23 protein-coding genes and 1 riboswitch are annotated in these 26684 nt (G+C 74.7%); of the genes, 19 read left to right on the forward strand and 4 right to left on the reverse strand.

Going from position 1 to position 26684, the window contains the following annotated elements:
• Positions 1–9 precede the first annotated feature (9 nt).
• From BMY88_RS01570 to BMY88_RS01590, 5 genes are all read left to right on the forward strand, one after another.
• Positions 10–4257, forward strand: a complete 4248-nt coding sequence (locus tag BMY88_RS01570) for an alpha-(1->3)-arabinofuranosyltransferase (protein WP_091939420.1) — start codon at positions 10–12, stop codon at positions 4255–4257.
• A 17-nt stretch (positions 4258–4274) separates the two neighbouring features.
• Complete coding sequence (locus tag BMY88_RS01575; protein ID WP_139220374.1) at positions 4275–5486, forward strand: DUF5005 domain-containing protein; 1212 nt, start codon at positions 4275–4277, stop codon at positions 5484–5486.
• A gap of 46 nt (positions 5487–5532) precedes the next feature.
• Entirely contained in the window at positions 5533–7362 is a 1830-nt protein-coding gene (locus BMY88_RS23640; RefSeq protein WP_091939424.1) for a hypothetical protein, read from the forward strand.
• A 74-nt stretch (positions 7363–7436) separates the two neighbouring features.
• The gene (locus BMY88_RS01585) at positions 7437–8756 is read left to right on the forward strand and encodes an MFS transporter (RefSeq protein ID WP_091939426.1); all 1320 of its coding nucleotides are present in this window, start codon (positions 7437–7439) and stop codon (positions 8754–8756) included.
• Between the two features lie 66 nt (positions 8757–8822).
• Entirely contained in the window at positions 8823–10397 is a 1575-nt protein-coding gene (locus BMY88_RS01590) for an FMN-binding glutamate synthase family protein (protein ID WP_091939951.1), read from the forward strand.
• 55 nt (positions 10398–10452) lie between these two features.
• Here BMY88_RS01590 and BMY88_RS01595 read toward each other — a convergent pair whose 3' ends face one another.
• The 3 genes from BMY88_RS01595 to BMY88_RS01605 form a co-directional block, all read right to left on the reverse strand.
• Entirely contained in the window at positions 10453–11082 is a 630-nt protein-coding gene (locus BMY88_RS01595) for an FMN reductase (protein ID WP_091939427.1), read from the reverse strand.
• Positions 11079–12197, reverse strand: coding sequence for an LLM class flavin-dependent oxidoreductase (locus BMY88_RS01600; protein WP_091939429.1), 1119 nt, complete (start codon positions 12195–12197; stop codon positions 11079–11081). Before BMY88_RS01600 ends, BMY88_RS01595 begins: the two co-directional genes overlap by 4 nt.
• A gap of 83 nt (positions 12198–12280) precedes the next feature.
• On the reverse strand, positions 12281–12997 hold the full coding sequence (locus BMY88_RS01605) for a TetR/AcrR family transcriptional regulator (protein ID WP_091939432.1): 717 nt from the start codon (positions 12995–12997) through the stop codon (positions 12281–12283).
• Between the two features lie 169 nt (positions 12998–13166).
• On the opposite strand from BMY88_RS01605, the gene BMY88_RS01610 reads away from it, so the two are divergent.
• From BMY88_RS01610 to BMY88_RS01675, 14 genes are all read left to right on the forward strand, one after another.
• Positions 13167–14444: an amidohydrolase family protein gene (locus tag BMY88_RS01610; RefSeq protein WP_211435414.1), complete on the forward strand. Its 1278-nt coding sequence runs from the start codon at positions 13167–13169 to the stop codon at positions 14442–14444.
• Between the two features lie 218 nt (positions 14445–14662).
• Positions 14663–15934 carry an amidohydrolase family protein gene (locus BMY88_RS01615; RefSeq protein ID WP_211435415.1) on the forward strand — a complete coding sequence of 424 codons (1272 nt, stop codon included), beginning with the start codon at positions 14663–14665 and terminating at the stop codon, positions 15932–15934.
• A 167-nt stretch (positions 15935–16101) separates the two neighbouring features.
• The gene (locus BMY88_RS01620; protein ID WP_091939434.1) at positions 16102–16995 is read left to right on the forward strand and encodes an enoyl-CoA hydratase; all 894 of its coding nucleotides are present in this window, start codon (positions 16102–16104) and stop codon (positions 16993–16995) included.
• Positions 16992–17840 carry an acyl-CoA thioesterase gene (locus BMY88_RS01625; protein ID WP_091939436.1) on the forward strand — a complete coding sequence of 283 codons (849 nt, stop codon included), beginning with the start codon at positions 16992–16994 and terminating at the stop codon, positions 17838–17840. The genes BMY88_RS01620 and BMY88_RS01625 overlap by 4 nt, the downstream gene beginning before the upstream one ends.
• 299 nt (positions 17841–18139) lie before the next feature.
• Positions 18140–18919, forward strand: a complete 780-nt coding sequence (locus tag BMY88_RS23645; RefSeq protein WP_091939438.1) for a coiled-coil domain-containing protein — start codon at positions 18140–18142, stop codon at positions 18917–18919.
• 188 nt (positions 18920–19107) lie between these two features.
• A riboswitch (cyclic di-AMP (ydaO/yuaA leader) is annotated at positions 19108–19255 on the forward strand.
• Positions 19256–19474: 219 nt separating this feature from the next.
• Entirely contained in the window at positions 19475–20290 is an 816-nt protein-coding gene (locus tag BMY88_RS23650) for an aggregation-promoting factor C-terminal-like domain-containing protein (RefSeq protein ID WP_244524397.1), read from the forward strand.
• Between the two features lie 100 nt (positions 20291–20390).
• Positions 20391–21032, forward strand: coding sequence for a class I SAM-dependent methyltransferase (locus BMY88_RS01640; protein WP_091939440.1), 642 nt, complete (start codon positions 20391–20393; stop codon positions 21030–21032).
• Positions 21033–21187: 155 nt separating this feature from the next.
• On the forward strand, positions 21188–21835 hold the full coding sequence (locus BMY88_RS01645) for a TetR/AcrR family transcriptional regulator (RefSeq protein WP_244524398.1): 648 nt from the start codon (positions 21188–21190) through the stop codon (positions 21833–21835).
• A gap of 108 nt (positions 21836–21943) precedes the next feature.
• Positions 21944–23425, forward strand: coding sequence for a flavin-containing monooxygenase (locus tag BMY88_RS01650; protein WP_091939445.1), 1482 nt, complete (start codon positions 21944–21946; stop codon positions 23423–23425).
• On the forward strand, positions 23425–24264 hold the full coding sequence (locus tag BMY88_RS01655) for an SDR family NAD(P)-dependent oxidoreductase (RefSeq protein ID WP_091939447.1): 840 nt from the start codon (positions 23425–23427) through the stop codon (positions 24262–24264). The genes BMY88_RS01650 and BMY88_RS01655 overlap by 1 nt, the downstream gene beginning before the upstream one ends.
• 79 nt (positions 24265–24343) lie before the next feature.
• The gene (locus tag BMY88_RS01660; protein ID WP_091939449.1) at positions 24344–24736 is read left to right on the forward strand and encodes a hypothetical protein; all 393 of its coding nucleotides are present in this window, start codon (positions 24344–24346) and stop codon (positions 24734–24736) included.
• A gap of 16 nt (positions 24737–24752) precedes the next feature.
• The gene (locus tag BMY88_RS01665) at positions 24753–24962 is read left to right on the forward strand and encodes a DUF4177 domain-containing protein (protein WP_091939451.1); all 210 of its coding nucleotides are present in this window, start codon (positions 24753–24755) and stop codon (positions 24960–24962) included.
• 17 nt (positions 24963–24979) lie between these two features.
• Positions 24980–25777: a pentapeptide repeat-containing protein gene (locus BMY88_RS01670; RefSeq protein ID WP_244524399.1), complete on the forward strand. Its 798-nt coding sequence runs from the start codon at positions 24980–24982 to the stop codon at positions 25775–25777.
• Complete coding sequence (locus tag BMY88_RS01675) at positions 25774–26304, forward strand: DUF4334 domain-containing protein (protein WP_091939453.1); 531 nt, start codon at positions 25774–25776, stop codon at positions 26302–26304. The genes BMY88_RS01670 and BMY88_RS01675 overlap by 4 nt, the downstream gene beginning before the upstream one ends.
• Here BMY88_RS01675 and BMY88_RS01680 read toward each other — a convergent pair.
• Positions 26261–26677: a hypothetical protein gene (locus tag BMY88_RS01680; RefSeq protein WP_091939455.1), complete on the reverse strand. Its 417-nt coding sequence runs from the start codon at positions 26675–26677 to the stop codon at positions 26261–26263. The genes BMY88_RS01675 and BMY88_RS01680 overlap by 44 nt on opposite strands.
• Positions 26678–26684 lie beyond the last annotated feature (7 nt).

Here is a 26684-nt window from a genome sequence, read left to right on the forward strand (position 1 = left end):
GCCGTCCCCATGGCGACGATGGTCACCGACACCCCGGCCGGGCCCGCAGCGGCCCAGCTCCCGCCGCCCCCGGGTCCGCGGGTGCCGCTGCGCGGCCGGCTGACCGCGCTCGCCGTGCGCTTCCGGCTGGCACTGGTTTGCGTCGGCTTCCTCGTGCTGGCGCTGCTGCAGGCGCCGGGCCGGATCGTCGGCGACACCAAGATCGACCTCGCGGTGGACCCGCTGGGCTTCCTCGGCCGCGCGCTCACGCTGTGGGAGCCCCTGGGGTCGGCCGGGCAGGTGCAGAACCAGGCCTACGGCTACTTCTTCCCGATGGGGCCGTTCTTCGCGCTGGGCGACCTTGCCGGGCTCCCCGTGTGGGTCGTGCAGCGGCTGTGGTGGGCGGCGCTGATGAGCGTCGCGTTCACCGGGATCGTCGTCCTCGCCCGCCGGTTGCGGATCGGCACGCCGGCGACCGCGCTCGTGGCCGGCATCGCCTACGCGCTGGCGCCGCGCATGGTCACTGAGATGGGGGAGACCTCGATCGAGCTGGTGCCGATGGCGCTGGCCCCCTGGGTGATCGTGCCCCTCGCGGGCGCGGTGCGGCACGGCTCGGCCCGGCGCGCGGCGACCCTGTCCGCGCTGGCCGTCTTCTGCGTCGGTGGCGTCAACGCCGTGGCGACGGCCGCCGTCCTGCCCCTGGCCGTGCTCTTCCTGCTGACCCGGCCCGCCGGGCCGCTGCGCCGCCGGCTGCTCGCCTGGTGGGTCCCGTCGGTCGCCCTGGCGGTGGCCTGGTGGGCGGGCCCGCTGGTGCTCCTCGGCAAGTTCAGCCCGCCGTTCCTCTACTACATCGAGAACGCGCACGCGACGACGTTCCCGACCAGCCTGCTGAGCGCGCTGCGCGGCACCTCGCACTGGATCGCCGGGCTCGCCTCGCCGACCGGCCCGACCTGGCCCGCGGGCTGGGCGCTGATCCACGACGCGCTCCCCGTCGCCGGCACCGTCGTCCTGGTGGCGGCGGGCGTGGCCGGGCTGTGCCGCCGCGACCTCCCGGAGCGGCTCTGGCTCGTGCTGGGCCTGCTCGCCGGCGTCGGCCTGGTGACGCTGGGCCACCTCGCCACGGTCCAGGGCCTGTGGGCGCAGCCGCTGCACGACGCCCTCGACGGCGCCCTGGCCCCGCTGCGCAACGTGCACAAGTTCGAGCTCATCGTGCGGCTGCCGCTGGTGCTGGGCGCGGCCCACCTCGGCGCCGTGCTGCTGCGGTGGGCCGCGCGGCGCCGAGACGGCCGGCACGCCCCCGCCGGGCGGCCGGGCGCGCGCCGGCTCGGGCGGGTCGCCGCCCGCGGCGGCCTGGTCGCCGTCGTCCTGGCCCTCGTGGCCACGGTCTCCCCGGCCGTCGCCGGGCAGCTGGCGCCCCCGACCGGGTTCACCGAGGTCCCCGGCTACTGGCGGCAGACCGCCGCGTTCCTCGAGGCCGAGCAGCCCAGCGGGCGGGCGCTCCTGGTGCCGGGCTCCTCGTTCGGCACCTACCGGTGGGGCAGCCCCAACGACGAGGTCATCCAGCCGCTGGCGGAGTCGGCCTGGGACGTCCGCAGCGCCATCCCGCTCAGCCCCGAGGCCCACATCCGCGTGCTGGACGCCATCGAGGAGCGGCTCGCGCTGGGGGAGGGGTCGGAGGGGCTCGCCCGGTACCTGGCGCGCGCCGGCATCTCCCACCTGGTGCTGCGCAACGACCTGGACGCCAGCGACGCGCGGTCGACGCGCTCGGCGCTGGTCCGCCAGTCGCTGCGCCTGTCGCCCGGCATCGCGCCGGTCGCGTCCTTCGGGCCGCTGACCTCCACGCCGGTCGACGACGACCTGGTCTGGGACGCGGGCCTGGAGGAGGAGGCCCCGGCGATCGAGGTCTACGCCGTCGCCGACCCCGCGCCCCGCGCGTACACGACGCCCCTCTCGGAGGCCGTGACCGTCGTCGGCGGCCCCGAGGCGGTGCTCGCGCTGGAGGAGCACGACCTCATCACCGGCCGGCCGACCCTCATGGCGGGCAGCGGACCGACGACCGGGCCCGCGATGGTGACCGACGCCCTGATCCGCCGGGAGCGCAACTTCGGCCGGCTCGACGGCGCCGTCTCCGGCGCCCTGAGCGTCGACGACGAGCCCCGTCTCGACCAGCCGGTCCGCGACTACGTGGTGTCGAACGCGGCGTCGGCCGAGAGCGTGGTCCGCTACATCGGCGCCACGCCGACGGCGTCGAGCTCCGCGTCGGACCCCGACGGCTTCAACCCCACCCGCCTGGAGACCCAGCCGTTCTCGGCGGCCGACGGCGACCCGACGACCGCCTGGCGGCCCGCGCCCTGGGACGAGTCCGGCGAGGCCCCGTGGTGGCGGCTGACGACCGACCGGCAGTTCGTCGCGAGCACCGTCGTCGTCTCCCTCGGCGAGGAGCTCGGCGTGGCCCGGCCCCGCGAGCTGCGGCTGACCACCGACGCCGGGTCCGTCGTCGTCCCGGTGGCCGACACCGGCGACGAGCAGACGCTCCCGCTGCCGCAGGGGTACACCTCCGCGCTCACCATCGCGGCCACGACCGGGGAGCGCCCGGAGGCCCTCGCCCTGGCCGAGGTCCGCATCCCCGGGGTGAGCGTGCAGCGCACCGTCGTCGTCCCGCCGGCCGGCGGCCCGGTCACCGCCTACGCCTTCGACGCCGAGCGCGGGCGGTCCGGTTGCGTCGTGGACACCACGGGCGTGCCGCGGTGCGCCGGGTCCCTGATCAGCGGCACCGAGGAGCCGGTGTTCCTCGACCGAACGTTCTCGGTCCCGGCGTGGGCCGACTACGACCTGCGGGCCACCGGGGTGGCCCGCCCGGGCGCCGCGCTCGACGAGCTGCTCACCTCGGTCCGCGGCACCCTGCCGGTCACCGGCAGCAGCTCGGCGGTGGCCGACCCCCGGGGCAGCCCCGTGGCGGCTCTCGACGGGGACCCGACCACCTCCTGGATCGCCGCCGGCGACGACCCGCGGCCGACCCTCGTCGTGGACTTCCCCGAGGAGCGAACCGTCGGGGCGATCCGCGTGATCACGGCGCCGGGCCTGGCGGCGGCGGTGCCGACGGCCATCACGATCGACGACGGCAGCGGGCTTCCCCGCACCGTCGCGCTCAACGGCGACGGGCTCGCGGAGTTCGTCCCGGTCACCACCTCCCGGCTGTCCGTGAGCTTCGACCTCGCCGACGAGGTGACCTCGCTGGACCCCGGCACCCGCTGGGAGCAGCGGCTCGGCGTGGGCGTCAGCGAGCTGCAGGTCGGCGAGGCCAACCCGGTCACGGCCCGGGAGACTTCGGTCGTGCTCACCTGCGAGTCCGGTGGCGGCCCCACGATCCGCGTCGACGCGGCCGTGATCGCGACCGAGGTCCGGACGACGGTCGGCGAGCTGCTGGCCGGGACCCCGGTCCGGATCAAGCCCTGCGACACGATCCCCGCGCTCCGGCTGCCCCCCGGCGAGCACCGGATCCAGGCGCGCAGCAGCGACGCCCTGGCCGTCGACTCCGTCCAGCTCACCCGCTTCGGTCGCTCGGTGAAGCAGGACGCGGGCGTCCGCGAGCCGGTCGAGCTGGTCCGCTGGGATCCCGAGCACCGCGTCGTCGACGTCGCGGAGCGCAGCGAGCCCACGTTGCTGGTGGTCCCGGAGAACCCGAACCCCGGGTGGACGGCGACTCTCGAAGGTCAGGCGCTCGAGGCCGTGACCGTGGACGGGTGGCAGCAGGGCTACGTGCTGCCGGCCGGGCCCGCGGGCACGGTGCGGCTGGACTACCCGCCCGGCTCGGACTACCGGACGGTGCTGGCCGCGGGCGCGGGCGCGGTCCTGCTGCTCGTCGTGCTGGCGGTCCTCCCGGTGCGCCGGACCATCCCCGTCGGCGCCCGCCGCGGCTCGCGTCGCCCGGCCCTCGGGCCGGTCCTGTCGGGCGTCGCGATCGTCGCCGCCGGGGTCTTCGGCACGGCCCTCGTCGGCGGGGTGTTCGGCCTGGCCGCCCTGGCCGGCGCGTGGCTGCTGGCGCAGTGCAGCGGGCGGTGGCGGGCCGGGGTGCTCGCGACCGTGGCCGCCGGCGCGCTGCTCACCGCCGGTGGGCTGCTGATCGCCGACCCCGACGCGACCGCCACCGGGCAGCAGGTGGCGGCGGTCGTGGCGCTGGCCGCGGTGGTCGCGGGGGTGCTGCCCGGCCTGCCGAGCCGGCGGACCGGCAGGCGGGTCGCGGCGCACGGCGCGCGGACGGCCGGCGGAGCGCCGTGATCGGGCACCATGGGGGAGTGTTCCGCCGACGTCTCGCCCTCCTGCCCGTGGTGGGGTTGCTGCTGACCGGCTGCCTGCGGCTGGAGGCGCCGACCGCGGAGGAGCCCTCGGGCGAGCCGGACTCGGCCCTCATCGAGGTGTCCACCGGGGAGGCGGCCGCGACCGCGACGCTGGAGCCGTCCTGCCCGCCGGCGGACCCGTCGGAGCCCCTCACCGCCGACGACCTCAACGAGGCGATGGACGAGGCGGACCTGCGCTACTGGCAGTCCGCGGACGTCGGGGCCAGCGCCGTGCTGGCCGACGGTCGTGTCCTCTGGGTATGGGGGGACACGATCCGCAAGCTGGGCGTGCAGCCGCGCATGGTCGACAACTCCATCCTCGTCACCTCCGGCACCTGCATCTCCCAGCTGGTCACCGAGCCGAAGGGCCCTGTCCTGCCCCCCGACCCCAACGGGCTGTCGGTGTGGCCGATGTCGGTGATCCGGATGGAGCCCGGCCCCGAGGCGGCGGCGGACGTGACCGACGTCGTCGTCGTCTACTGCACGCGGGTGCAGCGCGGCGACCGGATGTGGGACTTCATCGTCCGCGGCATCACCGTGGCCGTGTACGAGGTCGGTGCGGACGGCGTGCCGCGGCTGGCCGACGCCGCGCAGCTGACGCCCGACGACCCCGACCTCGGCGCCATCCACTGGGGCGCGGCCTCGGTGCTCGACGGCGACTGGGTGTACCTGTACGGCACCCGCAACACCGGCGAGGCCTTCGTCTACGGCCACGAGCTGTACGTCGCGCGGGTGCCGGCGACGGACCCGACCAGCGGTGCGGCGATGGAGTACTGGGACGGCGCGACGTGGCAGGACGACCGCGGCCGGGCGGCCCCGCTCATCGGTGCCGTCGAGGGCGTGTCGCAGATGCTGTCGGTGGACGTGGTGGACGGCCGGTTCCTGGCCTACTCCAAGCTCGGCGGCGACCCCAACGACTGGGCGGCGATCTGGACCGCCGACGGCCCGGCCGGTCCGTTCGGCCCCGGCCGCCCCGTGCTCGAGTCGCCCAGCGGCCTCGACGAGGGCTACCTGCAGTACACGCCGCTGGCGCACCCCGACATCCCGACGACGCCGGGCAACCTGCTCGTGTCGGTCTCCCGCAACGTCTCCGACTACGACCTGCTCCTCCGCCGGCCCGACCTGGGGCGGCCGCTGTTCGCCGAGATCCCGCGCGGGCCGGGCACCTGATGCCGGGCGCCGGGCAGCTGATGCCGGGCACGGGCCCCGCAACCCGGTGACCAGCAGCTCACCCGCCGACGCGCCGGTCGAGGACCGGGAGCGGCCGCCGGACACGGTGCCCGTGGGCCTGCCGGCCGTCGGCGACCAGGGGGACGACGGGTCCGCGGCCGCGGAGGCGGTGCCCACCGACGCCCGCCCGCGTGCCGGGTGGCTGCGCTGGCCGGCCGGCCTGGTGCTGGTACTGGCCGCCGCCCTGCCCGCGCTGGTGGCCCTCGTCGACCTGCTGCGCGGCCGCGGCGAGCCCTACCTGCCCCTGGGGGACCACGCGCTGCTCGAACTGACCGTCGACGACGTCGGCGAGCACGAGGTGCTGCTCGGCGCCTACTCGCGCTTCCTGTGGCACCACCCCGGTCCGCTGCTCGCCTACGTCCTGTCCGTTCCCTTCCGGCTGCTGGACGGCGCCCACGAGGCCCTCGCCGTGGGGGCGGTTGCCGTGGCCGGCATCAGCTCGATGGCGGTGGTGGCCCTGGTCGCGCGCCGGGGCGGCCTGCTGGCCGGAGCCTGGGCGCTGCTGGTGCTGACGGTGAGCGTGCGCCTGCTCGGTGACGACTTCGTCCGCGACTCCTGGAACCCCCACCTGCCGGTGCTGCCCCTGCTCGCCGGGGTCCTCCTGTGCTGGGCGGTGATCCGCGGGTCCGCCTGGGCGCTTCCGGTCGCGGTGCTGCCGATGTCGCTGGCCGTCCAGGCCCACGTCGGGTTCGCGCCCGTGGTCGGCGCCGTGGCGGCGGTGGTCGTCCTCGGGCTCGGCGTCCGGGCGGCCGTCCGGCTGTGGTCGGGGCGGACCGGGCGACCGCGCCGCCCCCTGTGGTGGCTGCGGTGGCCGGTCTCGTTCCTCGCGGCAGCCCTGGTGGCGCTGCTGCTCTGGCTGCCGCCGATCACCGAGCAGCTGACCGGTGAGCCGGGCAACATCACCCTGCTGCTGGACTATCTGCGGGAGGGCTCGGGCGAACCGGCCGCCTTCTCGTCCTCCGAGGCCGTGCGGCTCATCGCGGAGGAGTTCGCCAAGCTCCCGGCGTACGTCGGCGGCGCCGTGCCGCCCGAGCAGGACCTGGTGGAGGACGGGCTCTGGCCGACGTGGGCGGTCGTGGCGGGCCTCGGGCTGTTCGCGGCCGCGCTGGCCGTCGCCGCGTTCCGTCGGCGGGGTGACGTGCTGTGGCTGGGGGGCCTGACCCTCGCGGTCGCCGCCGCCGGGGTCGTCGCCCTCACCCGCATCGAGGGGCTGCCGTTCGTCTACATCACGCGGTGGACCGTCGTCGTCGGCATCCTGGCCTGGATCACGGTGGGGCTGGGCCTGCTGCCCGAACTGGTGACCGGCGTCCGGGCGCTCGCCGGGCGACGCGGTCCGGCCCTGCTGCCCGCAGCAGTGGTGGGCGCGCCGCTCGCGGTCCTCGCCGCCGTCGCGGTGGTGGGCGCCGGCCAGGGGGCGGCCCGCGCGCAGACGCCGTTCACGGACACGACCGGCGAGCTGAGCGGGCTCGCGTCGGCGGTGGTCGCCGATCTGGACCGGCTCGGGCTGCGCACGGTCCCGGATCCGCCGGTCGTCCGCGTCGACATGGCCGGGACCACCCGACAGGAGCTCGTCGGCACGTTCTGGCCCGGCACCGGGGTGGTGCTGCACCTCCATCGCGACGGGGTCGACGTCCAGGTGTCGGACTTCTGGGAGCTGCAGCTCGGGCCGCGCTACACCGACCGCGCCGACGACGCCGGCTACGTGGTGACCCTGGCCTACGCCGACGGCTCCTCCCCGCCGCCCGAGCCCTGGCAGCAGATCCTGGCCGTCGAGGGCGAGCTCCAGGTCTACGGCGGCGTGCCGCCCACCGCCTGACCTCCGGCGCCCGGTGGGCGAGGTCACGCTCGGCGGGCGGAAGAACACGGGGGGTGCCGGGCGTCTTCCCAGAGGTGAGTGCCCCGCCGACGCTGCGCGCCTACGCCGTCTGGCTGGTGGCGCTGGCCGCCTACGTGGTGGCCGTGTTCCACCGCGCGTCGCTCGGCGTCGCCGGGCCCGAGGCGCAGGAGCGGTTCTCCGCCGGCGCGTCCGCCGTCTCGCTGTTCGTGGTGCTCCAGCTCGCGGTGTACGCCGGCATGCAGGTGCCGGTCGGCGTCGCCCTGGACCGGTTCGGCGCCCGCCGGCTCATCGTCGTCGGCGGCCTCACGATGGCCGCCGGCCAGCTGGTGCTGGCCCTGGCGACCGACGTGCCGACCGCGGTCGTCGCCCGCGTGCTCGTCGGCGCCGGGGACGCGATGACCTTCATCAGCGTGCTCCGGGTGATCGGCGCGTGGTTCTCCGGGGGCACCGTCCCGGTGATCACCCAGCTGACCGGGATCCTCGGCCAGCTCGGCCAGGTGATCGCGGCGACCCCGCTGGTCGCACTGCTGCACGGGGCCGGCTGGCGGAACACCTTCCTCGGCGCGGCCGCCGTCGGGCTGCTGGCGGCGGTGCTGGTGGCGACCACGCTGCGCGACGCCCCCGCCGGCGTCGTCCGCCCGGCCGCGCCGGGCCTCGCCGCCGTCCGCGAGTCGCTCGCGGCCACCTGGCGGGAGTCGGGCACCCGGATCGGGCTCTACACCCACCTCGTCACCCAGTTCTCGGGCACCGTGTTCGCGCTGCTGTGGGGGTATCCCTTCCTCACGGTCGGCCAGGGACTGGCGCCGGGCACCGCCGCGGCCCTGCTCACCCTGCTGGTCCTCGTCGGGATGGTCGTGGGGCCGCTGCTGGGCCGGTTCTGCGGCCGCTGGCCGCTGCACCGCTCCACGCTCGTCTTCGCGATCCTGGTGGCCACGGTCGCGGTGTGGACCGTCGTCCTGCTGTGGCCCGGCCGGGTGCCGCTGCCGGTGCTGGTCGTGCTCGTCGTCGTGCTCGGCACGAACGGGCCCGGCTCGATGATCGGGTTCGACTTCGCCCGCACCTGGAACCCGGTCGAGCGGCAGGGCAGCGCCAGCGGCGTGGTCAACGTGGGCGGGTTCGTGGCCTCGCTGCTGACCATCCTGGCCATCGGCGTGGTCCTCGACGTGCTCACCCCGGGCGGCTCGACCGCCTACGACCGGGACGCCTTCCGGGGCGCGTTCGCCGTCCAGTACGTGTTCTGGGCGATCGGGGCGGTCGGGGTGTTCCGCCACCGCCGCCTGCTGCGCGACCGGCTGGCCCGGGACGGCGTCGTCCTGGTGCCGCTGCGCGTGGCGGTCGTCACCCGGCTGCGCGGAGAATCCGCCGCCCGCTGACCGGTCGCGACCTCGCCGGCCGACCCCCGCTCGCCGCTCCGGTCGGGCGGAGGCATGGTGTGGCGCATGAGAGGCATCGTCCGCACCGCCGTGGCCGGGATGGGAGCGGTCGCCGCCGTCGCCGCCCGGGACCTGCTCCAGCGGGAGCACACCCTGCTGCGCAACTTCCCGGTGATCGGGCACGCCCGCTACCTGCTGGAGTCGATCGGCCCGGAGCTGCGGCAGTACCTGGTCGCCGGCAACGAGGAGGAGCGGCCGTTCACCCGCGACCAGCGCCGCTGGGTCTACGCCTCGGCGAAGCGGGAGAACAACTACTTCGGGTTCGGCACGGACAACGACATGGAGCACGCCTCCGGCTACCCGATCATCAAGCACCGGACGTTCGGCTCGACCGTGCCGCCGTCGCACCCGGCCTCGGCCACCGACGTCGCGCTGCCCTCGGCCAAGGTGCTCGGCGGGCCGCGGGGGAGGGCGCACGCGTTCCGGCCGGCGTCGGTGGTCAACGTGTCGGCGATGAGCTTCGGCTCGCTGTCGGGGTCGGCGATCGAGGCGCTGAACCGGGGCGCCGCGCTCGCCGGCTGCCTGCAGAACACCGGCGAGGGCGGGCTGTCGGTGCACCACCGCCACGGCGGGGAGCTGGTCTTCCAGATCGGCACCGCCTACTTCGGCTGCCGCGACGAGCGCGGCCGCTTCGACCTCGACAGGCTGTGCGACCTGGTCGCGGGCGCCCCGGTGCGCGCGCTGGAGATCAAGCTCAGCCAGGGCGCCAAGCCGGGGCTGGGCGGGGTGCTCCCGGCGGCGAAGGTGTCGGCGGAGATCGCCGCGGCCCGCGGGGTGCCGGTGGGGGAGACCTGCGTCAGCCCGTCGCGGCACGCGGAGTTCGCCGACACCGACGGGCTGCTGGACTGGGTGGAGCTGCTGGCGGCCGCGACCGGGCTGCCGGTGGGCATCAAGGCCGCGGTCGGCGACATGGGGTTCTGGGACGAGCTGACCGAGCTGATGGCCACCACCGGCCGGGGCGTGGACTTCGTGACCGTCGACGGCGGCGAGGGCGGCACCGGCGCCGCGCCGATGGTGTTCGCCGACTCGGTGTCGCTGCCGTTCCAGCTCGGCTTCGCGCGGGTGTACGCCGCCTTCGCCCGGCGCGGGCTGGCCGAGCAGGTGACGTTCATCGGCGGCGGCAAGCTCGGGCTGCCCGACAACGCGATCGTCGCCTTCGCCCTGGGGTGCGACATGGTCAACGTCGCGCGCGAGGCGATGCTGGCCATCGGCTGCATCCAGGCGCAGAGGTGCCACACCGACTCCTGCCCGACCGGCGTGGCCACCCAGAACGCGTGGCTGGCCCGCGGCCTGGACCCGCAGCTGAAGTCCGTGCGGCTGGCCAACTACGTGGCCACGCTGCGCCGGGACCTGGTGAAGGTGGCCGAGGCGTGCGGGGTCGAGCACCCCGGCCTGATCGCCTCCGACGCGGTGGAGATCCTGGAGGGCCGGACGTCGTCCACCCCGCTCGGCGAGGTCTACGGGTACGAGCCCGGGTGGGGGCTGCCGTCGGCCGCCGACCGGGCGGAGATCGCCCGGATCATGCGCGGCGAGGCCACGCACGGCGGCTCCGCCGAGCCGTCCCCCGACGCCGCCGCCTGACGCCGGACGGGCAACTCCGCGCTCCTGCACCGTGCAGAAGCGCGGAGTTGCCCGGTCACTGCCCCCGGAGGAGCTGGTCGAACGGGACGACGTCGGCGAACGGGTCCGACCGGCGCGGGGCCCCGCCGTCGCCGGCCGACCGCCGCCCGGAGACCAGGTCGGCCAGCTCGCCGGCCGCGCGCTCGATGCGCGGGGTGAGGGTGCCGCCGTCGCCGCCGGCCCAGTCCTCGGACGCGGCGAACACGGCCGTGGGCACCGCCACCGCCCGCAGGTGGGCGAACAGCGGCCGCATCGCGTGCTCCAGCACCAGGGAGTGCCGCGCGCTGCCGGCGGTCGCGCCGAGCAGCACCGGCGTACCGGCCAGCGCGTCGGCGTCCAGGACGTCGAAGAAGGTCTTGAACAACCCGCTGTAGGAGGCGGCGAACACCGGGGTCACGGCGATCAGGGCGTCGGCGCCGGCCACGGTGTCGAGCGCGCTCCGCAGGCCCCCGGCCGGAAAGCCGGTCACCAGGTGGTCGGCCAGCTCCCGGGCGTGGCCGCGCAGCTCGACCACCTCGACGGTGGCGTCGTCCCCGCGCGCCCGCAGGGCCTCGACGGTCGCCGCGGTCAGCCGGTCGGCGAGCAGCCGGGTGGACGACGGCGTGCTCAGCCCGGCGCTGACGACGGCGAGCGTGCGCGTGGTCATCGGGTGCTCGCCCCCTCGGGGGTCTCGGTCCGGGCCTGGGCGGCGCGGCGGGCCGCGACGCGGGCGGCGTGCGTGGGGGCGTCGGGGACGTGCGCGGGCTTGAGCGCGGCGAACTCCTTGCGCAGCACCGGCACGACCTCCTCGCCGAGCAGGTCGAGCTGCTCGAGCACGGTCTTCAGCGGCAGCCCGGCGTGGTCGACCAGGAACAGCTGCCGCTGGTAGTCGCCGACGTAGTCGCGGAAGCCGAGGGTGCGCTCGATGACCTGCTGCGGGCTGCCGACGGTCAGCGGGGTCTCGGAGCTGAACTCCTCCAGCGACGGGCCGTGGCCGTAGACGGGCGCCTCGTCGAAGTAGGGGCGGAACTCGTTGACGGCGTCCTGGCTGTTCCGGCGCATGAACACCTGCCCGCCCAGGCCGACGATCGCCTGGTCGGCGCTGCCGTGGCCGTGGTGGGCGTAGCGGCCCCGGTAGAACTCGACCATCTTCGCGGTGTGCTCGGGCGGCCAGAAGATGTGGTTGGCGAAGAAGCCGTCGCCGTAGAACGCGGCCTGCTCGGCGATCTGGGGGCTGCGGATCGAGCCGTGCCAGACGAAGGGCGCGACGCCCTCCAGCGGCCGCGGGGTGGACGTGAAGCCCTGCAGCGGCGTCCGGTACTTCCCGGTCCAGTCGACGACCTCGGTGTCCCAGAGCCGGCGCAGCAGCGCGTAGTTCTCCACCGCCAACGGGAGGCCGTCGCGGATGTCCTTGCCGAACCACGGGTAGACCGGGCCGGTGTTGCCGCGGCCCATCATCAGGTCCACCCGGCCACCGGCCAGGTGCTGCAGCATCGCGTAGTCCTCGGCGATCTTCACCGGGTCGTTGGTGGTGATCAGCGTGGTGGCCGTCGACAGCTGCAGGGTCTGCGTCTGCGCGGCGATGTAGGCCAGCGTCGTCGTCGGCGAGGAGGAGAAGAACGGCGGGTTGTGGTGCTCGCCGAGCGCGAAGACGTCGAGGCCGACCTCCTCGGCCTTCTTGGCGATGGCCACCACCGCCTGGATCCGCTCCGCCTCGCTCGGCGTGCGGCCGGTCGTGGGATCGGGAGTGATGTCGCTGACCGTGAAGATGCCGAACTGCACTGGACCCGCCTCTTAGGTTGAGAGTTCAACTACTGACCTTCTCAACCGTGCACCGGTCGGAGGGATTCCCGGCGGGGGAGTGCTCAGGAGGCGGGGCGCGCCTCGGAGCCGGGGCGGGCCAGGGCGCCACGGACGATGTCCAGGAAGTCGCCGAGGTCGATGCCGTCGGGGGCGCCGGTGATCTCCGGGTCCACCTGGGCCTGGGCGAGGACCAGGCCGCCGACGAACTGCGCCAGGTGGCGCGGGTTGCCGCCGCGCACCGTCCCGTCGCGCTGACCCTCGCCGAGCGCCTCGGCGTAGCGGGCGAGCACGGCCCCGAACGCGCCCCGGTTCTCCTCCGGCTCGCGGTCGTTCGTCGTCATCGAGGTGGCGGTCAGGCGGGCGCGGCCGGGCGCGCCGCGCAGGTCGAGCACCGCGGCCCGGGCCATCTCGACCACCTTGTCGATGCCGGTGCCGGCCGACTCGGCGGCGGTGCGCAGGAGGTCGCCCAGCGAGGTCGCGTGCCGCTCGAGGACCGCCGAGTAGACGGCGTCCTTGCCCGCGAAGAAGTTGTAGATGCTGCCGACCGAGTAGCCCGAGCCGGTCGCGATCTGCTCCAGGCTCGTCCGGTCGAACCCCTGGCGCAGGAACAGGTCCTCGGCCACGGCCAGGATCTCGCGCCGGCCGCTCTCGACCCGCTCCAGCCGGCGACGCTCGCGCGCCGCCGCGGCTGCCTCGGCCGGGAGCCCCCGCGCAGGAGGGCGCGCGCCGGATCGCGGTCCGGCCTCGCCGCCGGGCCGGGGCTGCTGTGCTGCTGTCACGGGCCGAGTGTGCCAGCAAACGGCTCGGAATGAAGGGGGTTCAGCTCATTGAAGGTGACTCAGCCCACGCGATAGGCTCGGGTCGCCGGTGCGGAGGCGTGCCCGACCGGCCGATCCGTGTCCACCCCCGGCCCGCCGCGCTCACGAGGCAGAGGAAGAGGAGATCAGCGTGTCGAGACGACTCGACTTCCCGGTGTTCGACGCCGACAACCACATGTACGAGACCACCGATGCCTTCACGAAGTACCTCCCGGCGGAGTACGCGGGCCTGGTCAAGTACGTGCAGATCAACGGCCGGACCAAGATCGCCCTGAAGAACACGATCAGCGAGTACATCCCGAACCCGACCTTCAACAAGGTCGCCCCGCCCGGTGCTCAGGAGCTGGAGTTCCGCGCCAAGAACCCCTCGTCCAAGCACGTGCCGGTCGGGGGCGCCACGCAGTTCACGGAGCGGCAGGCCGGTGACGAGAAGCTCGCCGGGATGCCGCCCAAGTACATCGAGTCGCCGCCGGCGTTCTTCGAGCCCGGCCCGCGGCTGCAGCTGCTGGACGAGCTGAAGATCGACCGGGCGATCATGTGGCCGACGCTGGCCTCCCTGCTGGAGGAGCGGCTGGCCGACGACCCGGAGGCCACGCACGTGATGGTCCACGCGCTCAACGAGTGGATGATCGAGCACTGGACCTACAACTACGAGAACCGGATCTTCCCCACCCCGGTGATCACCCTGCCGCTGGTGGACAAGGCGATCGCGGAGCTCGACTACGTCGTCGAGCGCGGCGCCAAGACCATCCTGATCCGGCCGGCTCCCGTGCCCGGCTACAACGGCCGCCGCCGCTCGTTCGCGCTGCCGGAGTACGACCCGTTCTGGAAGCGCGTGCAGGAGTCCGGCGTGCTCGTCGGCATGCACTCCTCCGACGACGGCCAGCAGCGCTACCTCAACGAGTGGGAGGGCCACGTCGGTGAGTTCCTGCCGTTCGGCCAGAAGCCGTCGGGCTTCTCGAAGGTCCTCGGGGCGCAGTACCGGGGGATCAAGGACACGGTGACCTCGATCATCGGGCACGGCCTGGCGACCCGGTTCCCCGACATCCGGTTCATGCCGGTGGAGAACGGCAGCTCCTGGCTCAAGCCGCTGATGACCACGATGGAGAAGGTCTACAGCCGCAACCCCGGCGCCTTCGACGAGGACCCGCTGGTGGCCCTCAAGCGGTCGATCATGATCCACCCGTTCTTCGAGGAGGACGTGCTGGGCCTGGTCGAGGCCATCGGCGCCGACAACGTGGTCTTCGGCTCGGACTACCCGCACCCGGAGGGGCTGCACGACCCGACGAGCTTCGTCGACGAGATCGCCAGCCTGCCGGTCGCGGACCAGGCCAAGATCATGGGCGGCAACCTGAACAAGCTGCTCGGCTTCCCGGCCGAGAGCGGGGCCCTGCCCGCCGCCGCCTGACGCATGGCCGGCCGGGCCGCCGTCGCGGCCCGGCCGGCCGGCTCCGCAGCGCTCCCGACTGTGTCGGGGAACACGCCCCTGCGGAGCGGTGAACGCCGTTCAAGATCTTGAAAGTGACTCAGCCCACTGATAGCGTCGAGGATGGCCGCAGTTCCCCGCGCTGCCCCGCTGGCCGTACGGCCGGGGCGCGTCCGCGATTGACAGAGAGAGGGCCCTTCGTGTCCCGACGACTCGACTTCCCGGTGTTCGACGCCGACAACCACATGTACGAGACCACCGACGCCTTCACCAAGTACCTCCCGAAGGAGTACGAGGGCCTCGTCAAGTACGTCCAGGTCAACGGGCGCACCAAGATCGCGCTGCGCAATGTGATCAGCGAGTACATCCCGAACCCGACCTTCAGCAAGGTCGCCCCTCCCGGCGCCCTCGAGCTCGAGTTCCGCGCGAAGAACCCCTCGTCGAAGCACAAGCCGCTGAGCAACAAGACCAGCTTCGGCGAGGTGACCAACGAGGAGCGCAAGTCGATCGAGGGCATGCCGCCCAAGGTCATCGAGTCGCCTCCGGCCTTCTTCAACCCGGCGGACCGGCTGGTCGTCCTCGACGAGCTCGGCCTCGACCGTGCGGTCATGTGGCCGACGCTGGCCTCGCTGCTCGAGGAGCGCATGGCCGACGACCCCGAGGCCACGCACGTCATGGTCCACGCGCTCAACGAGTGGATGCACGAGCACTGGACCTACAACTTCGAGAACCGGATCTTCGCGACCCCGGTCATCACGCTGCCGATCCTGGACAAGGCGCTCGCCGAGCTCGACTACGTCCTCGAGCGCGGTGCCAAGGCGATCCTGATCCGGCCGGCTCCGGTGCCCGGCTACAACGGCCGCCGCCGCTCGTTCGCGCTGCCGGAGTACGACCCGTTCTGGAAGCGCGTGCAGGAGTCCGGCGTCGTCGTGGGGATGCACTCCTCCGACGACGGCCAGACCCGCTACCTCAACGAGTGGGAGGGCAGCGGCGGCGAGCACATGCCGTTTGTGAAGAAGTCGGCCTTCTGGCACCTGGTGAACGCCGAGTACCGCGGCATCAAGGACACGGTGACCTCGATCATCGGCCACGGCCTGGCGACCCGGTTCCCCGACATCCGGTTCATGCCGGTGGAGAACGGCAGCTCGTGGATCAAGCCCCTCATCGGGACGATGGAGAAGGTCTACAGCCGTAACCCGGGCGCCTTCGACGAGGACCCGGTCGTGGCCCTCCGTCGCTCGATCATGCTGCACCCCTTCTTCGAGGAGGACGTGCTCGGCGTGATCGAGGCCATGGGCGTCGACAACGTCGTCTTCGGCTCGGACTACCCGCACCCCGAGGGCCTGCACGACCCGATCGAGTACATGAACGAGCTCGAGGGTCTGTCCGACGTGGACAAGGCCAAGGTCATGGGCGGCAACCTGAACAAGCTGTTCGGCTTCGCGGCCGACAGCAAGGCGATCGCCGCCTGAGAACGGGCCCCGCTCGCGGGGCCGTGACCCGCTGCTGAGGCGCCGGCCGGACGAGTTCGACCGTCCGGCCGGCGCCTCAGCCGTGTTCGCACCCCCTGCACGTCTGCACTCCCATCCGATCGGACCCACCCCGGCGAGGGCGCCGGGCGGAGAGGCGGCAACACCGCATGACGGACTACCAGTTCATCGCCACCGAGTCCTACGACGACGGCGCGATCGTCCGGATCAACCTGAACCGGCCCAAGCAGCGCAACGCGCAGAACCGCGGCATGCTCGTCGAGCTCGACGAGGCGTTCCGCGCCGCCGAGATGGACGACACCGTGCGCGTGATCATCCTCGGCGCCGAGGGCACGATGTTCTCCGCCGGCCACGACACCGGCTCCAAGCAGTCCATCGCCGAGTGGAGCCCCGGGCCCGACCAGCACCCCACGGTGAAGATCGACGGCGGCACCCGGCTGGGCCCGGAGAAGCTGTTCCTGCAGGAATGGCACTACTACTTCCAGAACACCCGCCGCTGGCGCGACATCCGCAAGATCACCATCGCCGAGGTGCACGGCAACGTCATGTCGGCCGGCCTCATGCTGATGTGGGCCTGCGACCTGATCGTCGCCGCCGAGGACACCCAGTTCTCCGACGTCGTCGGGCAGCGGCTGGGCATGTGCGGGGTGGAGTACTTCGCCCACCCGTGGGAGTTCGGCCCGCGCAAGACCAAGGAGCTGCTGCTCACCGGCGACTCCATCGGCGCCGTCGAGGCCCACGCGCTGGGCATGGTCAGCAAGGTCTACCCGCGCGAGGAGCTCGCCGGCGGCACCCTCGCCCTGGCCCGCCGCATCGCCTCGCTGCCGACCGTCACCTCGCTGCTGATCAAGGAGTCGGTCAACCAGTCGGTGGACAACATGGGCTTCCAGAACGCGCTCAAGGCGTGCTTCACGCTGCACGAGCTCAACCACGCGCACTGGTCGACCATCCACGAGGACGGCTACCCCGGCGCCCGCGCCGAGGACGGCATCCAGGGCACCATCCAGGCCGAGAAGGCCGCCGCCAACGGGACGAAGGCGTGAGCGCCGGCGAGGCGCCCGCACGGCCGACGCTCGACGGTCTCCTGGCGGTGCTCCGGCTGGAGCGCGAGGGGGAGGGCCGGTACACCGCCTCCTGCCTGGCCACCGAGGGGCCGGTCGTCCCGGGCGCGCAGATGATCGCCCAGGCGATCGTGGCCGCCACCGCGGAGGCCCAGGGCAAGCGCGTGACGTCGATCCACTCGAACTTCGCCCGCACCGGGCGCGCCGACCAGCCGGTGACGCTGGAGGTCGATAAGTTCCACGAGGGTCGCTCCCTGGCGTCGATCACCGTGACGGTCACCCAGGGCGAGCGGCGGCTGGCCCGCTCCCTAGTACTCCTCGGTGCTGACGAGGCCGACGTGATCCGGCACGACAGTGAGCCGCCGGCCACGGGGGGCCCGGACGCCTCCGCGGCGCAGGACAGCCACCTGGAGGGTCACGAGCAGCGGACCGTGGGCGCCGTCGACGTGTTCGACCCCGCCCTCGTCGGCCCGCCGGAGTTGCAGTACTGGTCGCGCTGGGCCACCGACCGTACGGAGCGCGACGTGGCCCAGGCGCTGCTGACGTGGGCGAGCACCAACTCGTTCATCGGCACGGCGATGCGGCCGCACGAGGGCGTCGGGCTCTCCCGGGCGCACCGCAACCTGTCGACCGGGGTGCTCAGCCACGCGCTGTTCTTCCACGACGACTTCGCCGCGGGGGAGTGGCTGCTGTACTCGCTGCGCAGCACCTTCACCGGCGGCGGTCGCGCCTTCGGCGTCGGCGAGGTCTTCACCGAGGACGGCCGGCTCGTGGCCACCTGCACCCAGGAGTCGATGATCCGGCCCATGACGGGCGGGGCCCTCTGAGCCCAGCCGGCGCCGGCTGACGGCCGGTGGAACGACGCGCGGGAGCCTGCCCTCCGGGGCCGGCTCCCGCTGCGCTCTCCGGGGGTGTCGGCGTGATCCGCCCGTGACCTGGCGACCGCGGAGCGTGGCCGGCCGGGCACGCCCCGCTGGACTACGCCGGTGTCGCCGCGGCCACCGCCTGCGCCGCCGTCGCCGCGCCGTCCGTGTCTGCGAGTGTTCGCCCACGGGGCCGGCGGCCACCCGCCGACCGGGGGCCACGGGCAACCAGGGGGCGCCGGATGTCGCAGCGGAAGCACCGAGTGGACGACGCCGGTCGTGCCGGATCCGGCCCGGGCGGCCTCGACGGCCTGCTGGGCACCGGCCCGGCGTTCCCCGGCGCGCTGCGCGGCTACGACCGGCTCCAGGTGGACAACTACGTGGCCTGGGCGGAGTCCGAGATCGCCCTGGCGCGCCGCGAGGTCGACCACCTGCTGAGCCGGTACGCCGGCTGCTCCGCCGACCTGCAGAGCGCCCGGCTCCGCCTCGCCCAGTTCGCCCGCGACCGGGAGACCGCGCAGGGGCGCGGGGAGGCCGAGGAGGTCCTGGCACGCGCGCGGGCGGAGGCCGAGGCGCTGACTGCCGCCGCCGTCGCACAGGCGCTGGAGGAGGCCGAGCGCATCGGCGCGGAGGCCCGGACCGAGGCCCAGGCCCGCCTGGAGAAGGTCGAGAACATCCGCGCGGCGGCCGTCGCTGAGCGTGACACCGCGCGCATCGAGGCGCGCGGGCTGCGCTCCGAGGCCGAGGCGGTCCTCGCCGCCGCGCGGGCGGACGCGGCCGCCCTCCTGGCCGCGGCACGGGAGCGGCGCTCGGACGAGGACGCCCGGGCCCACCGGGACCGCGAGTCGGCCGAGGCGGCCGCTGCGTCCCGGCTGGCCGGTGTCCAGGTGGAGGTCGACGACCTGCGTCGCCAGCGGGACGAGGCCCGGCAGTCGCTGCGCCGCCTCACCGGGCAACTCGAGGAGGCGCTCTCCTCGGTGGCCGCGAGCCTGCCGCCGGAGCTCCTCGTGCTCTCCGACGACCGGCGGCCCGTCGCCTCCTGAGCGGCGCCGCGCCGGTGACTCTGCGTGCCCGCGGGCCCGGCCCGGGGGGCGCCGGGGACGCGTGGGGCGACGATCGTCACGCAGGGGATTGCCGTTCCGGCATTGTCACGGCTCGGTAACGGCACCTACCGTGGCTGAGTCCGGTCGGTCGTCTCCTCCCCAGCCGGGGAGTTCGGCCGGACGCCGCCGAGTCGCGACCGCCCTGTGCGGGAGCGAGCCGGGGACCCACCGCAGTACTGGGGTGAATCCCGCTCTCCGAGCCCCGCTCGGAGCCGGGTAGGGCGCCTTCCCTCCCGAACCCGTCAGCTAACTCGGTAGGCGGCAACGGAAGAAACGGAGATTCTCCGCATGCCTCGCCTCCGGGCTCCCGCGGCCCGCAGGTGCCGTCGGCCGCGCGCTTCGCTCGTCTAGCCGCGCCGCCCTCGCACCCGCCCCGCCCCGGGACGGCGCGCCGTCGCGCCCCCGGATCCCCCCGAAGACACACCAGCACCGCCTGCGCCCCCTCGACGAAGGGGTCGCTGCCGCGTGCGCACTCTCACTCGGAGTCCTCCCCGCATGTCCTCGCACCGCACCGCCCGGTTCCGTCGCGCCAGCTCCCTGCTGGGCGCGCGCCGTCCCGGAGTCCTCCTCGCCGCTGCCGCCGCCGGCGGCATCATGGTCAGCGTGCTGGCCACCGGCGAGACGCCGGCCTCGGCCGACGCAGCCCCCGTTCCCGAGTCCGTGAGCGTCGCCGAGGCGCTCGGCGTCGACGGCGTGGCCCCCGCCGCGGCCGGCTCGCCGGACCTCTCCGGGCTCGGCGACCTCGCCGCCACCCGGTCCGAGCGCGGCATCGAGGCCTACGGCGCCGCAGCGGTGCAGCAGGCCGCCGACCAGGCCGAGTGGGACCGGCTGGCCGCCGAGGCCGCCGCCGCCGAGGCCGCCGCGCGCGCCGCCGCGGAGGCGCAGGCCGCCGCGGAGGCGCAGGCCGCCGCGGAGGCGCAGGCCGCCGCCCAGGCCCAGGCCGCCGCACAGCGGCCCAGCGCCCCCGCCCCCGCCTCCGCCCCCGCGCCGACGTCGTCATCCTCGAACTCCGCCCCGGCCTCGCAGGGGTCGTTCAAGGACTACGCGCTCGCCAAGGTGGGCAGCGCCTCCGAGTTCTCCTGCCTCGAGCGGCTCTGGGGCCGGGAGAGCGGCTGGAATCCCAACGCGCAGAACCCGACGAGCACTGCGTACGGCATTCCGCAGTTCCTGAACTCCACCTGGGCCAGCACCGGGATCGCCAAGACCAGCGACGGCTACCGCCAGATCGACGCCGGCCTGATCTACATCGAGAACCGCTACGGCAGCCCCTGCGGCGCGTGGGCGCACTCGCAGTCCACCGGCTGGTACTGAGGAACGGCCCCGCTGCCCCCCACGCCACGCTCCGCGCGGCGCGGGTCCCTGCAGCGGGGCCGTTCCAGCCGGCGGTGCCGACTGATTGGCTGACGGCGTGATGACCGCGGTGGTGCCCGCCGGATTCGTCCGTGCGCACACCGCCGTGCGCCGGCCGTCCTCGGTGCCGGAGGTCCGGCTGCACGTGGCCGACGACGTCGTCGCCCTGTGGGAGGCGATGGAGGGCTCCGCGGGCGGAGCCGGTGACGCCCCGCCGTTCTGGGCGGCGGCGTGGCCGGGCGGGCAGGCCCTGGCCCGCTTCGTGCTCGACTCCCCGGAGGTCGTCGCGGGGCGGTCGGTCCTCGACCTCGGTGCCGGCAGCGGCCTGGTGGCGATCGCCGCCGCACGGGCCGGCGCCGCGCGGGTGCTCGCCAGCGACGTCGACCCGTTCAGCCGGACGGCGGTCGCGGTGAACGCCGGCCTCAACGGCGTCGGCGGCGTGAGCGTGCTGGGCGACGTCCTCGGCCATCCCCTGCCCCCGGTGGACGTCGTCCTGGCCGGCGACGTCTGCTACGACCGCGTCATGACCGAGCGGGTGCTGCCCTTCCTCGACCGGGCGCGCGATGCCGGCTGCGCGGTCTACATCGGGGATCCCGGCCGGCCCTACCTGCCGCACGAGCGGCTGGTCGAGGCCGCGGTCCACGAGATCGCCGAGACCGAGGGGCCGGGTGTGCGCCGGACGACGGTCTGGCGCCTGCCCTGAGCCGACTGCCCGCGGCTCGACGCCATGTCGAGATGCTCGACGACGAGACCGAGGGGCCGGGTGTGCGCCGGACGACGGTCTGGCGCCTGCCCTGAGCCGACTGCCCGCGGCTCGACGCCATGTCGAGATGCTCGACGCCGGGTAGCGTCCGCCTCGTGAGCGAGGCCCTGACCGATGTTCCCGGGCGCGGTCGGCGTCCCCGCCGTCCCTCGGGCGACGACCGGGAGCGGGCGCTGCTGGCCACCGCCGAGGCGCTGCTCGAGCAGCGGCCGCTGGACGGCATCTCGGTCGACGACCTGGCGCGGGGCGCCGGGATCTCCCGCTCGACCTTCTACTTCTACTTCGCCTCCAAGGAGGCGGTCGTCCTCGCCCTGCTCGACCGGGTGGTCGCCGAGGCCCGCGCCGCCCGCACGGCCGCGCTCGCCGGGGCCACCGGGGCGCGGGACGCGTGGCGGGCCGCGCTGGTCACCGTGCGCGACACGTTCCGCGAGCACCGGGCGCTGACCGCCGCGGCCACCCAGCTGCTCGCCGCCAGCCCCGAGGTGCGGTCGCTGTGGTCGGCGGTGATGGAGGACTTCGTGGCCGAGACCGCCGCCGCGATCGACGCCGAGCGCGCCCGGGGCGCCGCCCCGGCCGGGCCGCCGGCCCGCGACCTCGCCGTGGCCCTCAACTGGATGAACGAGCGCGTCATCCAGGTCTCCGTCTCCGGCGCGGGGCCCGGCCTGGCCGAGGAGGACCTGGTCGAGGTGCTCCTGGCCATCTGGCTGCGGACCATCTACGGCTCGGACCGGATCGACCGCTGACCCGCGCAACCGATCCGTCGACGCATCGTTGAGCTGCTCGACACGGTGTCGACAGCACCGTCCGCGCGGTGCAGCATGGGAACGGCCACCACGGAGAGCGGGAGCCCGATGACTGCAGAGCACGTCGACGTCCTCATCGTCGGGGCCGGGCTGTCCGGCATCGGCGCGGCCTGCCACCTGGAGCGGGAGCGGCCGGGCACGACCTACGCCGTCCTCGAGGCGCGCGCGGCGATGGGCGGCACCTGGGACTTGTTCCGCTACCCCGGCGTCCGCTCGGACTCGGACATGTTCACCCTGGGCTACGCGTTCCGGCCGTGGACCGATCCGCAGGCCATCGCCGACGGCACCTCGATCCGCGACTACATCGAGGAGACGGCCCGCGAGTACGGCGTCGACCGCCGGATCCGCTACCGCTCCCGCGTGCTGTCGGCGCAGTGGTCCTCGGCCGACGCCCGCTGGACGGTCACCGTCGAGCGCACCGACACCGGCGAGCAGGAGGAGCTGACCTGCTCGTGGCTGTCGGTGTGCTCCGGCTACTACCGCTACGACGAGGGCTTCACCCCGCGCTTCGAGGGCGCCGAGAGCTTCCGCGGGCAGGTCGTGCACCCGCAGCACTGGCCCGAGGACCTCGACGTCACCGGCAAGCGCGTGGTCGTGATCGGCAGCGGCGCCACCGCCGTCACCCTGGTCCCGAGCCTCGCCCCGCAGGCCGCGCACGTCACGATGCTGCAGCGGACGCCCACCTACGTCGTCGCGCTGCCCGGGCGGGACGCGCTGGCCGAGAAGCTGCGCCGGCGCCTGCCCGAGCGGGTGGTCTACCCGGTGGTCCGCTGGAAGAGCGTGCTGGTCTCCATGGCGTCCTACCAGCTGTCGCGCCGCCGCCCGGCGCTGATGAAGAAGGTCCTGCGCAAGGCCCAGGAGCGGCAGCTGCCGGCGGGCTTCGACCTCGACACCCACTTCAGCCCGCCCTACGACCCGTGGGACCAGCGGCTGTGCGTCGTCCCGGACGGCGACCTGTTCCGCGCCCTGCGGTCCGGCTCGGCCTCGATCGTCACCGACCGCATCGCGCGGTTCGACGAGACCGGGATCCGGCTCGCGTCGGGGGAGCACCTGGCCGCGGACGTGATCGTCACCGCGACCGGCCTCAACCTGCTGCCGATCGGCGGCATGGCCCTCACCGTGGACGGGAGGCCGGTCGAGCTGTCGGAGACGGTCTCCTACAAGGGGATGATGGTCTCCGGGGTTCCCAACTTCACGCTCACCATCGGCTACACCAACGCCTCCTGGACGCTGAAGGCCGACCTGGTCGCCCGCCACGTGTGCCGCCTGCTGGAGCACCTGGAGCGAACCGGCACAGACATCGCGACCCCGCTGGCCCCGGCCGGCCCCGAGCGCGAGCCGTTCCTCGGCCTCAGCTCCGGCTACGTGCAGCGCAGCCTGGACCGGCTGCCCAAGCAGGGCGGCCGGGCGCCGTGGAAGCTCCACCAGAACTACATCCTGGACCTGCGGCTGTTCCGCCGCGGACCGGTCGAGGACGAGGGCATCCGCTTCTCGAGGCGGCAGCCGGCCCGGCTGCCGGCGGCCGCCTGATGGAGGCCTACCGCTTCGCCGGGGGGACGGCGGTCGTGACCGGCGCGGCCAGCGGGATCGGCGCCGCCCTCGCGCCGCTGCTGGCCGCCCGCGGCAGCGACCTCGTGCTCGTCGACCGGGACGCCGAGCGGCTGGGCGCGGTGGCCGCCGCGGTCCGGTCGGCGCACCCCGGGGTCTCGGTGGACACGGCCGTCGTCGACCTGGCCGACCCGGTCGCGACCCAGCGGCTGGCCGACGAGCTGGTCGCCGCGCACCCGGACACCACGCTGCTGGTCAACAACGCGGGCGTCGCCCTCGGCGGCCGCTTCGACCAGGTGACCCTCGACGAGTTCGACTGGGTCATGGAGATCAACTTCCGCGCCGTCGTCCGGCTGACGAAGGCGTTCCTGCCGACGCTGACGGCCCGTCCGGGGTCGCACGTCGTCAACGTCTCCAGCCTGTTCGGGCTGATGGCGCCCGCCGGGCAGGCCGCGTACTCGTCGAGCAAGTTCGCCGTCCGCGGGTTCACCGAGGCGCTGCGGCACGAGCTCGCCGAGGACGGCGTGGGCGTCACCAGCGTGCACCCCGGCGGCATCCGGACCCGCATCGCCGAGAGCGCCCGGGTGGCCGCAGGCGTGGACCCCGAGGAGGCCGCGCGGGGCAAGGCCGAGTTCGCCCGGCTGCTGCGCTTCCCGCCGGAGAAGGCGGCGGCGCTGATCGTCCGCGCCGTCGAGCGGCGCACGCCGCGGCTGCTCATCGGCGTCAGCGCGATCGTGCCCGACCTCCTCGTGCGGGTGGCCCCGGGCGGCTACGGCCGGATCGTCGCCGCGGTCGGATCGCTGGCCGCCCGGCGCCGCTGAGCCGCTCCGGCGTCGCTGGGCCGTGGCGGCGGGCAGACTGGGGGAGGGAGCCCGCGCAGGTCGGGCCGGAGGGGGCGGCGTGACCGAGCAGGAACCGGCCGGAGGGCGCGTGCCCCGGTCGATCGAGGACTTCGTCAACCAGCTGCGCGGGTTCACCGACCGCGCCCGGGGGCTGGCCGCCGGCGCCGTCCCGTCGGGTTTCGGGCTGCCGCGGCTGCCCTCCCCGCCCGGCGCGATGTCGGCGGCGCAGCTGCGGGCCATCGACCAGGCGGTGAAGGGCCAGCGCCGGCAGATCCAGGGCATGGTCGCCCAGCTGCAGGCCTTCGACGAGCAGCTGGCCGTGTTCGAGCGGCTGCTGGACCCGCTGGTCGAGTGGAGCTCGACCTGGGCGCGGCTGGAGGAGTCCGTCGCCGAGTTCGTCCGCGGCCCGGCTCCCGGTCCGCCCGCCGACGGCGCAGGACCCACCCCCTGAGAGCGAGGAGCGAGACATGGCAGGGCGCTACGAGTACAAGGTGGTGGAGCTCCGCGAGGGCCTCCTCGGCGGCAAGATGTCGGGTGACAAGCTGGAGAAGGTGCTCAACGAGCACGCCCGCGAGGGGTGGCAGCTCAAGGCCATCACCGCGGTCGAGGTCAAGGGCCGGATGGGCCCGGGCGGGGTCGAGGGCATCCTCGTCACCCTGGAGCGCGCCACCGCCTGACGTCCCCTGGAGGGCCCGTGCCACCCGCGATCCCGGCGGACGACGACCGGGCCCTCCTGCACGCCGATTGCAGCAGGTGCGCCGCGCTGTGCTGCGTCCTGCCGCCGTTCGCCGCCTCCGCCGACTTCGCCCTGGACAAGCCGGCCGGGCGGCCCTGCCCGAACCTCGCCGCCGACGACCGGTGCGGCATCCACGCGCAGCTGCCCGAGCGGGGCTTCCGCGGATGCGTCGCCTTCGACTGCTTCGGCGCCGGCCAGCAGGTCGTGCAGGTGACCTACGGCGGCCGGGACCCGCGCGGCGAGCCGGAGGCGCTCGCCGTCCTCGACGCGATGCGCGGGCTGTCGGAGCTGCTCTGGTACCTCGCCGAGGCGCTGACCCGGCCCGCCGCCGCGCCGCTGGGCGCCGGGCTGACCGCGCTCCGCGACCGCGTGCGCGGCCTGCGGGACGCCCCGCCCGCCGAGCTCGCCGTCCTCGACGTCGGGCGGCTGCGCCGGGAGGCCGGTGCGCTGCTGCGCGACGTCGGTGAGCGGGTGCGCAGCGAGCTGCCCGGCCCCCGCCGGGACCACGCCGGTGCCGATCTGGCGGGGGCGCGGCTGCGCCGCGCCGACCTGCGGGCCGCCTGCCTGCGTGGCGCGCTGCTGATCGGGGCCGATCTCCGGGAGGCCGACCTGCGCGGAGCCGACCTGCTCGGCGCCGACCTCCGGGGGGCGGACCTGCGCGGCGCGGACCTGCGCGGCGTCCTGTTCCTCACCCGCCCGCAGGTGGCCGCGGCCCGCACCGACGGCGCGACCCGGGTGCCGGAGACCGTCCGGTGAGCTCGGCGGTGGGGGTGCTCGCCCTGTTCGACTCGCTCGAGCCCGTCGCCCCCGAGGAGCTGGTCGGCCGCTGGCGGGGCGCCGAGCTCCCCACCGGCAGCCGGCTGGACGGGCTGCTGACGCTGCACGGCTGGTGGGGCAAGGAGGTGCTCGATCCCGAGACCGTGCACCCGCTGCTGTTCCCCGGCCGGGACGGCGTCCCGCGGCCCGTCACGCCCTGGCCGGTGCCGCTCGCGGTGCTCCTCCACGCCCCGGGCCTCGCGCGGACGCTGCCGGCCCGGCTGGGCGTCGCCGCCGTCCTTCCGCTGCTGCGCGCCCGCCGGCCCGGGGCGCGGGTGCGGACCGTGGCGCACCGCGGGGTGGCGACGGCGGCGATCGTCTACGACGCGCTGCCGATCATCGACGCCTTCCGCCGGGTCGACGCGGCGACGCTGCTGGGGCTGATGGACCTGCGCGGGCTCGAGGAGCCGTTCGCGTTCGTCCTCAGTCGCGCTCCTCGTTCCTCCGGAGCCGCAGCAGCCCGGTGACCGACTCGACCCGGCTCTGGGCGGCGCGCAGGCCGGACACGATCGGCAGCAGGTCGTCGGACAGCCGGCGCAGCGTCTCCGGCAGCGTGTCGACCACGGGGTCGTCGAGCACGCGGCCGACCCGGACCAGCCCGGGCCGCAGGGCGCGCACCGGCTCCTCCAGCTCCTCGACCAGCGCCTCCAGCCGCTCGGCGGTGCGCTGGGCCGAGGTGATGGCCGCCGTCGCCGTCCGGGTGGCGGTGATCAGCTCGCGGACGGCGCCGTTGAGGTCGGTGAGCGTGCGCGGCAGCGAGGCCAGCGCCTCCGTCTGCGTCTGCAGCAGCGAGACGAGGTCGGACAGCCCGGGGATGCGCGGCAGACGGAAGGGATCCACGCCGCCA

The sequence above is a fragment of the Trujillonella endophytica genome (assembly GCF_900110555.1).
GTDB classification, from domain to species: Bacteria; Actinomycetota; Actinomycetes; order Mycobacteriales; family Geodermatophilaceae; genus Trujillonella; species Trujillonella endophytica.

Coding starts and splice junctions, on each gene's coding strand:
- BMY88_RS01570 (WP_091939420.1), top strand. CDS start 10: ATGGCGACGATGGTCACCGACACCCCGGCCGGGCCCGCAGCGGCCCAG.
- BMY88_RS01590 (WP_091939951.1), top strand. CDS start 8,823: ATGAGAGGCATCGTCCGCACCGCCGTGGCCGGGATGGGAGCGGTCGCC.
- BMY88_RS01595 (WP_091939427.1), bottom strand. CDS start 11,082: ATGACCACGCGCACGCTCGCCGTCGTCAGCGCCGGGCTGAGCACGCCG.
- BMY88_RS01620 (WP_091939434.1), top strand. CDS start 16,102: ATGACGGACTACCAGTTCATCGCCACCGAGTCCTACGACGACGGCGCG.
- BMY88_RS23650 (WP_244524397.1), top strand. CDS start 19,475: ATGTCCTCGCACCGCACCGCCCGGTTCCGTCGCGCCAGCTCCCTGCTG.
- BMY88_RS01640 (WP_091939440.1), top strand. CDS start 20,391: ATGACCGCGGTGGTGCCCGCCGGATTCGTCCGTGCGCACACCGCCGTG.
- BMY88_RS01650 (WP_091939445.1), top strand. CDS start 21,944: ATGACTGCAGAGCACGTCGACGTCCTCATCGTCGGGGCCGGGCTGTCC.
- BMY88_RS01655 (WP_091939447.1), top strand. CDS start 23,425: ATGGAGGCCTACCGCTTCGCCGGGGGGACGGCGGTCGTGACCGGCGCG.
- BMY88_RS01665 (WP_091939451.1), top strand. CDS start 24,753: ATGGCAGGGCGCTACGAGTACAAGGTGGTGGAGCTCCGCGAGGGCCTC.